Source organism: Massiliimalia massiliensis (assembly GCF_900155615.1).
GTDB lineage: Bacteria > Bacillota > Clostridia > Oscillospirales > Ruminococcaceae > Massiliimalia > Massiliimalia massiliensis.
On the sequence record NZ_FUHT01000004.1, the window covers coordinates 487903 to 500280 of the forward strand.

Sequence of the window (12378 nt, forward strand, 5' to 3'; positions counted from 1 at the left end):
GATAAACCTCCTGTTATGTGGCATAATAAAACCGAAAACTATAGGCCATAATAAGGAGAAAAAAGAAATGGATTTTCAAAAAGAAATATTAGAATCACGCCGGCCGGTACTGATTGAATTCTGGGCACCGTGGTGTGGATATTGCCGAAGGCTTGCTCCCGCGCTGGATCGGCTGGAAAAAGAGATAGGGGATGTTGTTCGAATCGTTCGGATCAATGTGGATAAAGAACCGGAGCTCACCCGCCAATATGCTGTCAATGTGATTCCCTCCATGATTCTGTTTCGGAATGGGAAAGGCAGTGAACAGCTTGTGAATCCGCCTTCACAAGCTTCCATTACTGCCTGGCTCAAGGAACAGGGGGTCGCTCTGGATTAGTATGATAGGAAAACAGGAATATCAGGAATATGATGTGGCAGTGATTGGCGGCGGACCGGGCGGATATACTGCTGCGCTCTATTGTGCCAGAAGCGGCTATTCTGTTCTGGTACTGGAAAAGCTGGCTCCCGGCGGGCAAATGGCGACAACGGCCCTGATCGATAATTATCCGGGCTTTGAGAATGGGGTTGACGGATTTGAATTGGGAGAGAAAATGCAGAAAGGCGCGGAACGGTTTGGGGCGGAGACGGTATTTGCCGAGGTACAAGGCGCTGAATTGACTGCTCCGATCAAACGGATACAGACGACCTCCGGGGAGATTGCGGCGCGGTCGGTGGTACTGGCTACCGGAGCTGTACCGCGAAAGCTGGGACTGTCAGATGAGGAACGCCTATCCGGACGCGGGGTAGCCTATTGCGCGGCATGCGACGGAATGTTATATAAAGGAAAAACAGTAATCGTTGTAGGAGGAGGAAACAGCGCGGCGACAGACGCGCTTTATCTTTCCAAAATCTGCAAAAAGGTCTATTTGGTGCACCGTAGGGATTCGCTGCGCGCTTCCAGGGTTTATCTGAATCCATTGAAAAAAAGCAACGTGGAATTTCTATGGAATAGCCGTATTACAGCGCTGCTGGGTGACCAGCAGCTAGCCGAAGCTGAGCTGGAGGATATCTCCAACGGAAGGAAACGCCGGATTTCCTGTGATGGGCTATTTGTAGCGATTGGCCGGAAACCTGATACAGAGCTGTTTTCCGGCCAGATACCATTGGACGAATACGGCTATATTGTTGCGGACGAAACAACAAAAACAGCTTTAGAAGGCGTGTTTGCAGTGGGCGACGTCCGAACAAAGCCTCTCCGGCAAATCGTGACGGCAGCTGCGGACGGTGCGACTGCTTCTCATTATATTGAAGAATATTTGGCGTAAAAAATCCCGTATAGCAGCCGCTATACGGGATTTCTCACTTTATTCTTCCGGTTGGAAAAGGGTTTCGATCTGTTTCTCTGCACAGTCCGGAGAATATTTCCAATAATCGATGTGCGGAGAGGTGACATAATAATGATAGCCATGTCTTGGATAATCCGCGTCAAAATGGTCGACAATGATCAATTTGATTTTCATCTTTTCCGGGATCAGGCTTTTGATGTAGACGCTTGCATGCTGTCCTACCTTCACATTTTCCTTTAGCTCTGCAAGTCCGGCCAGATTCGGCGCCAGCTCGACAAAAATCCCATAATTTTCTATAGAACGGATTACGCCGGACACAGTTTCACCGGGGGTAAACTGCTCTGCGTTTTCTTCCCAGGTGCCAAGCAGCTCCTTATGGGTCAGGCAGATTTTTCCCTGCTCGTCAAAGGATTTTACAACGGCAAGAATATCCTGACCGACTGCAAACCGATCCCGGGGATGGGAAATCCGTGAAATAGAGATTGCGTCAATCGGGATCAGGGAAATAATTCCGCAGCCGATATCGACAAAGCAGCCAAAGGATTCCAGATGGGTTACCTTCCCATGAATGATATCGCCGGGAAGGAGCTTATTTATGTATTCCTCCCGACAGCGTTCTTGCAATAGTCTGCGGGAGAGGACAGCAAAAGGGGAACCGTTTTGGTCTTTTTTGATATCGGTCACATAAAAACTGACCGGCTTATTGACCTTTGAAATAATTGCAATATCCCGGGTGCTTCCGTCGCTGATGCCGATGGCGCATTCCTCTCTCGGAATGATCCCTTTCATAAAGCCCAGATCCACAATTAGGTTGTGGTCGCTGTCGCATACTGCAGCTCTGGCCTCAAGCGGTGTTTTTTTCTGCATAGCTTCCTGGATTGAGGCGGGGCTTTTCAGATTTTCCGTATTTGATTTACTGCGGGAAAGGATTCCTTCCGGATAAAATGTTGTCATTTTCGAAACCTCCTACATTTTGCTTTGCCTTTTCCTTTTAGGCATTTCCGTATCGCGCTTATAGGTCATTTATATGCGGAGCAGCAGGAGGTTATGCGGACGATTTTTATTAAAATACTTCGATTTCATAACCGCCGAGACAGCGGAGCTTGCTGGCAATCTGTTTGGTTGCCCGTTCATCGGCCTCGATTACCATGCGGCTTTCTGTGGTTCGTTCGATTTCCGGGATATCGCGGTCAACTCTTTCCGAATCATCCAGCATATCGATGGCAAACGGAGCAAATAACGGTGCTCCAAAAGAGGCTCCGGAGCCGACTGCTGTAGCAACCGGAAAAATTGGGGAATAGCCCAGATCGCCTTCCCTGTCCGAATGCTCCCGGTGATCTCTAGGAAGGTTTTTATATCTGATTTTAATATTTGCGACATTTTTAAAGTTATTGGTGATGCCATGTGCTGCAAATTCTGCCATATCAATGGTTTCAAATTTAGCGGTGATTTTTTTGTTAGGCATGTTTTGCTCAACTCCTTTCTATTCCTATTTTTTCTGAAATCGGCAAAGTTAAACGTGGAAACTTCTTGATTCCGTAGTATGGTTAATAAAAAATTTTCATGAAATTTTATAGATTCATTACAAATTATTTGCCATTTGCTGGGCTTTCGTGATATAATAAAACTTAATAATGTATTGCTGGATATCAAACGGTATGGAGGTGCTGAAAGATGGATGTTCAGGTAGGCGATGTTCTGAAAATGAAGAAGAAGCATCCGTGTGGTGAATACTATTTTGATGTTCTGCGAGTCGGAATGGACTTTAAAATCCGATGCAAATCCTGCGGAAGGGAAGTCATGGTTCCGCGGGTCAAAATTGAAAAAAATATTAAAGAGGTCATTCCGGCCGAAGAAGCAAAGCGGCTTGATAAGGAACGATAGCGGGCTTTTGCTTTCTTATAGATTACGATGTGAATTTACGGATGCAATTTTAGAGAGGAAAGGATGCTTTGCGATAGGCAGAGCGGGGTATAACGATGTTTGACAAATTGGAATTAACAGAAAAACGATATGAGGAAATTAACCAGAAGCTGATGGATCCGGATGTTGTGAGCGATCCCGCTCAATACCGGGATTTAATGAAAGAACATAAGTCCCTGACGCCGGTAGTGGAAAAATACCGGGAGTACCGTACCGCGAAAAACTCAATGGAAGAGGCCAGGGAGATGCTGGACGAGGGCGGTCTGGACAAGGAATTTAAAGAGGTTGTGCAGGAGGAATACGATACCTGCAAGCAGAAGATGGCCGATTGCGGGGAAGAGCTGAAAATCCTGCTGCTCCCGAAGGATCCGAATGACGACAAGAACGTCATCGTTGAAATCCGCGGCGGCGCCGGAGGCGAAGAAGCAGCCTTATTTGCACATTCCCTCTACCGTATGTATTCGATGTATGCGGAGCGCAAGGGCTGGAAATGCGAGGTGCTCAACCTAAATGAAACCGAGCTTGGCGGTGTAAAGGAAATCAGCTTCAGCATTGAAGGGGAAGGTGCTTATTCCAGGCTGAAATTTGAAAGCGGGGTACATCGTGTTCAGCGTGTGCCGGAAACCGAGTCTGCCGGACGGGTGCATACCTCTACGGTAACGGTGGCCGTTTTGCCGGAGGCAGAGGATGTGGATATTGAAATTAATCCCACCGACCTGCAAATCGATACCTTCCGCGCGAGCGGCGCGGGCGGGCAGCATATCAACAAGACGGAAAGCGCTATCCGGATTATCCATATTCCGACCGGTCTGGTTGTGGAATGTCAGGATGAACGGAGCCAGTTTAAGAATAAGGATAAGGCGATGAAGGTGCTGCGTTCCCGTTTATATGAAATGGAACAGCAGAAGCAGCAGGATAAGATTGCTTCAGAACGGAGAGCGCAGGTAGGAACCGGCGACCGCTCAGAACGGATCAGAACCTACAACTATCCGCAGGGAAGGCTGACCGATCACCGGATTGGGCTGACCCTCTACCATCTGGAGGACAATTTAAACGGAAATCTGGACGAAGTAATCGATGCATTAATTACTGCTGATCAGGCGCTCAAGCTCGCAGCAGACGCGGAACAATAAATCCGCGTTGTGAGAAGAAAAGAGGAATTGCTGTATGAGAGATACAAGAGTTTTAAAAGCGACAACTGAAAATTTTGAAATTGCAAAAAGAGAGATATTAAACGGCGAGGTCGTTGCAATCCCGACAGAGACGGTTTACGGACTGGCGGCAAATGCGTTTGACGAGACCGCCGTCAGCAAAATATTTGAGGCAAAGGGAAGACCGCAGGATAACCCGCTGATCGTTCATATCGCGGATATGGAGATGCTCAGGGAAGTTGTCAGCGAGGTTTCGGAAACTGCCGAGAAGCTGGCGAAAAAGTTCTGGGGTGGGCCGCTTACCATGATTCTGCCGAAGAATGAGCGCGTTCCGTATGCGGTTACTGCCGGACTGGAAACGGTTGGTGTCAGGATGCCGGCACATCTTGCGGCGCGGGAGTTTATTCGCTATTGCGGCGTGCCGCTTGCGGCGCCGAGTGCAAATGTTTCGGGGAAACCAAGTCCGACCAGTGCCGCTCATGTTTTTCACGACTTAAGGGGAAAAATCGATTATATCCTCGATGGGGGAACCTGTGAGGTTGGGGTAGAATCGACAGTGGTTAAGGTGATGGATGACCAGGTGGAAATCCTCCGTCCAGGCAAAATTACGATTAATGATCTGCTTCAGGCCGTTTCGGCTGTAACCATTGATGACGGCGTATTTACCAGGGTGATGGACGATAAACCGGTCGCGTCGCCGGGAATGAAATACCAGCATTACTCCCCGAATGCCAATGTAATTATGGTGGAGGGGAGTCTGACAGATTTCTGCCAGTATGTTTCCCGTTCTGCAGACGAAAAAACGGCTGTCCTGGTGTTTGAGGGAGAAGAGTCTTTGTTTGATATCCCGTGCTTTACTTTTGGAAAGCGTAACGACAGTGTTTCCCAGGCAAGCCGCCTGTTTGACGTCCTGCGCGAGATTGACCAGCATGAGGATATCCAGACCGTCTTTGCACGCGTACCAAAACAGGAGGGCGTTGGGCTGGCAGTATATAACCGATTGCTTCGGGCGTGCGGCTTTGAGGTGGTCAATATGGACCGTGCTGTGATTGTAGGACTGACAGGACAGACAGGCGCGGGCAAGAGCATGATCTGTGAGATACTGCGTCAGGATGGTGCCATTGGAATTGTGGATTGCGATGTGGTTTCGCGCGATGTTATTATGATGCCATCGGTTCAACAGCGCCTTGTAGAATATTTTGGCGGGGAAATCCTCTTGGAGGACGGAAATGTGAATCGCAAAGCACTGGGAAAACGGATTTTTGCCAATGAAGAAGACAGGATTTTCCTAAACAGCGTGATGTTCCCGCCGATCACCGAACAGATCAACAAGGAGGTTCGTCAGCTTCGGGATCAGGGCTACCGGATTATTGTACTGGATGCGCCGACTCTGTTCGAAAGCGGCGCGAACATTATCTGCGATTCTATTGTTTCTGTTCTGGCAGATGCAAATCTGCGCCAGGAAAGAATCATGGAGCGGGACAGCATGTCTGCCGTGGAAGCACAAAACCGGATGAATGCACAGAAGGATGACGAATTTTACCGTTCACGTTCTGAATTTATCATAGAAAATAATGGCTCTCAGACAGAATTAAAAGAGCAGGTCGACCGCATAACCGCTGCCATGAAGGAGAAAATAAATGGTAATTAGGCTTAGAAAAAGCGGCAAGATATTGCTGTGTATTCTCTGTCTTATTTTATTGGGGTTTGCTGTCAAATTTGGAATAGACCGCTATGGAGACATGGCATATCCAAAGAAGTATTCGGAAATTGTAACGGAATATGCCAAAAAATACCAGGTGGATGAAGACTTGATCTATGCTGTGATTAAAACGGAAAGCGGGTTTAATCCGGAGGCTGTGTCTGTCAATAACGCAAAAGGCCTGATGCAGATTACGGAAGATACCTTTAACTGGATTGGGACAAAGCTGGGTTACACCGAATACCAGCATGACGATCTTTTTGAGCCAAGGATCGCCATCGAATATGGAACGTTTTTTCTGTCCTATCTGCTGGATGAATTTCAGAACACAGACGTCGCCCTGGCAGCCTATCATGCCGGGCGCGGGATCACCAACAAATGGCTGCAGGATGAACGGTATTCCTCAGACGGCAAAACATTGACGCAGATTCCATACCGGGACACTGCGCATTATGTGCAGAAAGTGGAACGGTATTATCATAATTATCAGCGGCGTTCCGGCGCAGCATAGAATGGAGGAAAATTGGATGTCAGAAAAAACCTTGGGCAATGAGCTCAAAGAACAGCTCATGATAAAAGCAGAAAATTTGGGTGCGGCAATGAGCGAAGAAGAATTGGATCACGCTTTTCGCTTTGCGGAAGGGTATAAGCTCTTTTTGGATCATGGAAAAACGGAGCGTGAAGTTGTAAAAGAGATTGAAATGCTTGCAAAGCAAAAGGGCTTTACAGCATTTGACCCAGCAAAGCAATACAATGCGGGGGATAAGGTGTATTATAATAACCGAGGAAAAGCGATGATTTTGGCCGTAATCGGAACAGAATCCCTGGAACATGGCGTCCATATCGCGGCTTCTCATATTGATTCACCGCGTCTTGACCTGAAACAGTGCCCATTTTATGAGGACACTGAACTAGCGCTTTTAAAGACCCACTATTATGGCGGAATTAAGAAATATCAATGGACGGCAATGCCTTTGGCTTTACATGGCGTTGTGATTAAAAAGGACGGAACTTCTGTTGAGGTGCGCATAGGGGAAGATATCGACGATCCGGTCTTTTGTGTGACTGACCTGCTGCCGCATTTGGCAAACGACCAGATGAAGCGCACGCTGGCGGACGGCGTCCGCGGCGAGGAGCTCAATATTTTAATCGGATCATTGCCCTTCCGGGAGGATGACCTGAGCGACCGGGTCAAGCTTAATATTTTGAAGATTCTTCATGATAAATATGGTGTGACGGAGCGCGACTTCATCTCTGCGGAGCTGGAGCTTGTCCCGGCTTATACAGCCAGGGATTTGGGTCTTGACCGGAGTATGGTCGGCGCTTACGGACAGGATGACCGCGTATGTGCCTATACCTCGCTGATGGCGGCGTTGGAATGTGAGGCACCGAGAAAAACTCTGGTTACGATTTTTGCGGATAAGGAGGAAACCGGTTCGGATGGAAATACCGGCCTCCGCGCCGCCTACCTGAAATACTTTATTGCCGATTTGGCTAGGCCGTACGGCGTGGAAGGAAGGACTGTTCTGGCGAATTCATCCTGCCTGTCTGCTGATGTAAACGCCGCCTTTGACCCGACCTATCCGGATGTGCATGACCGCAGGAATGCGGCGTATGTAAACCGCGGTGTGGTACTCACCAAGTATACCGGTGCGCGCGGAAAATCGGGCACTTCGGATGCTTCGGCTGAATTTGTTGCAGAGGTAAACCGCATTTTTGATGCGGCGGACGTTTCCTGGCAGATCGGGGAGCTCGGCAAAGTCGACCAGGGCGGCGGCGGAACGGTCGCGGCTTATATCGCGAACCTCGGTGTTGACGTAATTGACGTTGGCGTCCCTGTGCTCTCTATGCATGCGCCGTTTGAGGTGACCTCTAAACTCGATGTTTATATGACTTACCGTGGATTTGCGGCCTATGCAAACGCATAAAAAATCCCGGGACGCGAAAGCTGTCCCGGGATTTTTCCGCGCTTTACAATCGTATGGTTTTCCTTTATAATAGAGGAGAAAAACGAGAATAAGGATGGGACAAACGTGTTACAATTTGAAGAATATAAGTTTGCGCTGGGTAGTCTGAAACCGCAGCTTGACGATCTGGGTGAAGCACTTGGATTAGAACGCGCCAGGAACGAGGTCAAGGAGCTGGAGGCACAAGCTGCTGAAGCCGGCTTTTGGGATGATGCAGAGAATTCCCAAAAGGTACTGCGAAAAACCAGCGAGCTTAAAAGCATGATCGAGAAATATGAAAAGCTTTACGGGCTTTATGAGGATATCGCCACCCTGGTGGAGATGGGAATGGAAGAGGAGGACGAGTCCCTTCTGCCGGAAATTAAGGAACAGTATGACCGGCTGGAGCAGGAGCTGGAGGCACAGAAGCTCGCGACCCTTTTAAGCGGGGAGTATGACGCGAATAATGCGATTCTGACTTTTCATGCGGGGGCCGGCGGAACCGAGGCGCAGGACTGGGTGGAGATGCTGTACCGGATGTATACCCGATGGTCGGAGCGGCACGGCTTCCGTTATAAAATACTGGATTATCTCGATGGGGACGAGGCGGGGATTAAAAGCGCCTCCATCCTGATTGAGGGGTTAAACGCCTATGGCTTTTTAAAATCAGAAGCAGGGGTGCACCGGTTAGTCCGTGTCTCTCCCTTTGACGCGTCGGGCAGGCGGCATACCTCCTTTGCTTCATTGGAGGTCATGCCGGAAATTGACGATACCATTGAAATTGAAATTTCTCCGGATGATTTGCGGGTGGACACCTACCGCTCCGGCGGTGCGGGCGGGCAGCACATCAATAAAACTGACTCAGCAGTCCGGATCACCCACCTTCCGACGGGGATTGTGGTATCCTGCCAGAATGAGCGGAGCCAGCATCAGAACCGCGATGTAGCCATGAAGATGCTCAAATCCAAGCTGATCGAGATTAAAGAGCGGGAACATCTGGAAAAAATTGAGGACATTAAAGGTGAACATAAAGAAATTGCCTGGGGTTCACAGATCCGATCCTATGTTTTCATGCCATATACACTGGTGAAGGATCATCGCACCGGATTTGAAAACGGGAATGTCAGCGCAGTGATGGACGGGGATCTGGACGGTTTTATCAACGCATATCTCAAGGCGAAAAGCCTGGGCGATATCTAACTGAAAAAAACAAGGCGGCAGGATAAATGCCGCCTTGTTTTGCATCATCCATTTAAGAATTCGTTAAGATTTTTCACGAAAAAATCTCGATACCCATTCTTTATAATAAAATCAAGGGAACAGCAAAGGAGTAATTTCAAAATGGATCAGCCATGTGTTTTGGTCGTGGACGACGACCGTGAAATTGTCAGAGCAATTGCAAAACTTCTGGAACTGGAAGGCTACCGGGTGCTTCGTGCGTATAACGGGATGGAAGCCATGGATGTTTTAATGACCCAGAGTGTGCAGCTCATTATTCTGGACGTCATGATGCCGAAAATGGACGGACTCTCCGCCACAATGAAAATCCGTGAAAGCAAAAACATCCCCATTATTATTCTTTCCGCCAAAACAGAGGACAGCGACAAGATTATCGGGCTTTCGATGGGAGCGGATGATTATGTGACAAAGCCGTTTAATCCGTCCGAGCTGGTAGCGCGGGTTAAATCACAGCTTCGGCGGTATATCCATCTGGGAGATATCGGCGGAGGGCAGAGCAAGGCTCATGTCGTAACGGTCGGGGGGCTGTCGCTGAACAGCGAGGCTAAAGAATTAACCGTCGACGGGGAGATCGTCAGGCTGACGGCAACGGAATTTAAAATTCTTGAGCTGCTGATGAGCAATGCGGGCAGGGTGTTTTCTGCAGAGGAAATTTACCGCCGCGTCTGGAACGAAGACGCCTACTCAGTGGAAAACACAGTCATGGTTCACATCCGGCATATCCGTGAAAAGATTGAAATTAATCCGAAGGAACCCAAATATTTAAAGGTGGTGTGGGGAATTGGATACAAAGTGGAGAAGATTTAGCAGACATCGGGGCACCAAGCTAACGCTGTTTTTCCTGTTTATTATTCTTGTTGCCTTGATTGTCGAGACAGCCCTGGCGGTTGGAATCCATGCGAACGAGGACTTCGGGCCGGAGCCCCTGATCTGTGAGAACTATGAAAACAGTGATGTGCAGGCCATCCAGGTGCAAACTGATTTGGCTATGATATTAAACCGGATTCAGTATACTGAGAAAATGAACTATGAGATGTATCAGAATTTTATCAGTGATGTCGGGCTGGATGACTCTTTTGAATCGTTCCAATTTTTCCAGAGGGATTGCTATAATAATGACGGAATATCGGAGAGCGGAGCGATTGCTTATTTGGCGACCTATCAGAAAAATGGGGAAACAAAAACCATAGGAAATGTGGAAAAGTCGGAATTGGCTGCACTGCAAAAAAGCGGTCTTGCTTATCACTATGACGGGCAGATTACCTGCAGCAGGGATGGCGTGCCAACACCAGAGTTCTATTACTCTTATTCGACAGATGAATTGCAGGAGATAAAAATTGATTTTGTATATCCGCAGGATTGGCTGACCGGCCTTCAGAAGTCCTGGAGTGCGGAACGGCGGGAGTTTATTGCTGTAGCGGTTAAGCTATGCGTTTATTTTGCTGTGATGCTCTTTTCATTGATTTTCCTGTTGGCTGTAACCGGAAAAAAGGCAGGAAAGGAAAAAACGGAAATCTGTTGGTTTGACCGGCTTTGGACAGAGGTTACCATTGGCCTTGGCGCAGCGGCGGCGGTACTGTGGGGCGCGCTGCTGATCACACAGGCTGAAGAATATCAATATATGCGGCAGTATTATGGCGACGCGGGAGCGTCTACCTCCTGGCTATTGCTGTCGGTATTGTGCGGGCTTGGCTTTGCAGCATGCAGCGGGGCTGTTTTAGCAGCGCTTTTGTCGTTGGCAAGGAAGCTGAAAACCCATTGCTTCTGGAGAACGTCGCTGATTGGAAAGCTGCTCCGGTGGATTTGGAAAGGATGTAGGTATTTGGGACGCGCTGTGTCAGGATTGTTTAATGGGGAACGGTTTAAAAAATACCGTTTCCAGAGGACATTATTTACCAGACAGTTGGTGTTCATTTTAGGAGAAATGGCCTTATGGATTATTACAGCGATCTGTATGGGCCAGGCAATGTTCGGCTACGATGTCGGCGCAGGCTTGTTGTTTGCTTCTTTGTTTGGCTTTGCAGCATTAATTCTGCTGGCATGGTATGCCAACGGTTATGCAAAGGCAAACGAGGATGTCGGGATGCTATGTGAGCAGATCGACAGGATTGCGGATGGGAATTTGGACAGCCAGCTTGTTCTGGATTCTAGTTCATTGCTGGGAAATACGGCCGGACAGCTCAACGATATCCGTGGCGGGATGCAGAAAAACATTGAGAGCCAGATCAAAAGCGAACGGATGAAAATTGAGCTGATTACCAATGTTTCACATGATTTAAAAACACCGCTGACCTCGATTATCAGTTACATTGACCTGCTCCAGAAGGAAGATCTGAACGATGAGGCGAAAGACTATGTGAATATTCTCGCCCAGAAATCCGACCGCCTGAAGCATATGGTGGCCGACGTGTTTGACCTTGCGAAAACCACCAGTGGGGAAGCGCAGGTAGAGCGGGAGAAGCTGGATATTCACCGGCTGCTGGAGCAGACCCTGGCGGATATGGAGGACCGGATTGAGCGGTCGGGACGGACGATCAGAACCTCGTTTACTGCAGGGACGATGATGATTCAGGGAGATGGAAAGAAGCTTTACAGGGTGTTCCAAAACCTGATTGACAATGCCCTGAAATACTCGATGGACGGGACGCGGATTTTTGTTGAGATACTGCGGGAAGAGGACGATGTGTCCGTCTGCGTCAAGAATACCGCTTCCTATGAAATGGAATTCACCGAGGAAGAAATTCTCGAACGGTTTGCCCGGGGCGATAAATCCCGTACCACAGAGGGGAATGGGCTTGGACTTTCCATTGCTAAAAGCTTTGCCGAGGTCAGCGGAGGAACCTTCCGGGTGAAGATTGACGGCGACCAGTTTAAGGCGATTGTATCCTTCCCGATCATAGAAGAGGTACAGCCGCAGGAAGAAACCGCCGAAACAGCAGTCAAAACTGAGGAAGCAGAGCAGGTTATCCTGGATGAAAAACAGGAAGCATAAAAAGTACGTGTGGAATTTCGTTCCACACGTACTTTTTTGCAGGTAAAATTTACAAATTAATACTTGACTTTCAGGACATTGATAATATGATGAAAGATGA

Annotated in this window: 12 protein-coding genes; 10 read left to right on the plus strand and 2 right to left on the minus strand. The window is 48.4% G+C overall.

Annotated elements, in window-relative coordinates; all coding sequences use genetic code 11:
- The first annotated feature begins 67 nt into the window (after window positions 1-67).
- Window positions 68-376, plus strand: a complete 309-nt coding sequence (locus CZ360_RS10875) for a thioredoxin family protein (protein ID WP_077534819.1) — start codon at window positions 68-70, stop codon at window positions 374-376.
- Window position 377: 1 nt separating this feature from the next.
- A complete protein-coding gene (trxB, locus tag CZ360_RS10880) occupies window positions 378-1304 on the plus strand; it encodes a thioredoxin-disulfide reductase (protein WP_077534223.1) in 927 nt (308 codons plus the stop codon).
- Window positions 1305-1343: 39 nt separating this feature from the next.
- Here the strand turns inward: trxB and CZ360_RS10885 are convergent, their stop codons facing one another.
- Both CZ360_RS10885 and CZ360_RS10890 read right to left on the minus strand, forming a co-directional pair.
- Window positions 1344-2279, minus strand: coding sequence for a S1 RNA-binding domain-containing protein (locus tag CZ360_RS10885; RefSeq protein WP_077534224.1), 936 nt, complete (start codon window positions 2277-2279; stop codon window positions 1344-1346).
- A gap of 109 nt (window positions 2280-2388) precedes the next feature.
- The gene (locus tag CZ360_RS10890) at window positions 2389-2790 is read right to left on the minus strand and encodes a hypothetical protein (protein ID WP_077534225.1); all 402 of its coding nucleotides are present in this window, start codon (window positions 2788-2790) and stop codon (window positions 2389-2391) included.
- A 209-nt stretch (window positions 2791-2999) separates the two neighbouring features.
- Between CZ360_RS10890 and CZ360_RS10895 the strand changes: the two genes are divergently transcribed.
- The 8 genes from CZ360_RS10895 to CZ360_RS10930 all read left to right on the plus strand — a co-directional run bounded on the left by CZ360_RS10895 (window position 3000) and on the right by CZ360_RS10930 (window position 12278).
- On the plus strand, window positions 3000-3209 hold the full coding sequence (locus CZ360_RS10895) for a DUF951 domain-containing protein (protein ID WP_077534226.1): 210 nt from the start codon (window positions 3000-3002) through the stop codon (window positions 3207-3209).
- A 95-nt stretch (window positions 3210-3304) separates the two neighbouring features.
- Window positions 3305-4381, plus strand: coding sequence for a peptide chain release factor 1 (gene prfA, locus CZ360_RS10900; RefSeq protein ID WP_077534227.1), 1077 nt, complete (start codon window positions 3305-3307; stop codon window positions 4379-4381).
- A gap of 34 nt (window positions 4382-4415) precedes the next feature.
- Window positions 4416-6050, plus strand: a complete 1635-nt coding sequence (locus CZ360_RS14100) for an L-threonylcarbamoyladenylate synthase (protein WP_159438257.1) — start codon at window positions 4416-4418, stop codon at window positions 6048-6050.
- Window positions 6040-6612 (plus strand): lytic transglycosylase domain-containing protein, encoded by a 573-nt coding sequence (locus tag CZ360_RS10910; protein ID WP_077534228.1) that lies wholly within the window; start codon window positions 6040-6042, stop codon window positions 6610-6612. Before CZ360_RS14100 ends, CZ360_RS10910 begins: the two co-directional genes overlap by 11 nt.
- A 16-nt stretch (window positions 6613-6628) precedes the next feature.
- Window positions 6629-8029 carry an aminopeptidase gene (locus CZ360_RS10915; protein ID WP_077534229.1) on the plus strand — a complete coding sequence of 467 codons (1401 nt, stop codon included), beginning with the start codon at window positions 6629-6631 and terminating at the stop codon, window positions 8027-8029.
- Between the two features lie 105 nt (window positions 8030-8134).
- The gene (gene prfB / locus CZ360_RS10920) at window positions 8135-9247 is read left to right on the plus strand and encodes a peptide chain release factor 2 (RefSeq protein ID WP_077534230.1); all 1113 of its coding nucleotides are present in this window, start codon (window positions 8135-8137) and stop codon (window positions 9245-9247) included.
- Window positions 9248-9388: 141 nt separating this feature from the next.
- Window positions 9389-10093 carry a response regulator transcription factor gene (locus CZ360_RS10925; protein WP_077534231.1) on the plus strand — a complete coding sequence of 235 codons (705 nt, stop codon included), beginning with the start codon at window positions 9389-9391 and terminating at the stop codon, window positions 10091-10093.
- Window positions 10068-12278, plus strand: coding sequence for a sensor histidine kinase (locus CZ360_RS10930; protein WP_077534232.1), 2211 nt, complete (start codon window positions 10068-10070; stop codon window positions 12276-12278). The genes CZ360_RS10925 and CZ360_RS10930 overlap by 26 nt, the downstream gene beginning before the upstream one ends.
- Window positions 12279-12378 lie beyond the last annotated feature (100 nt).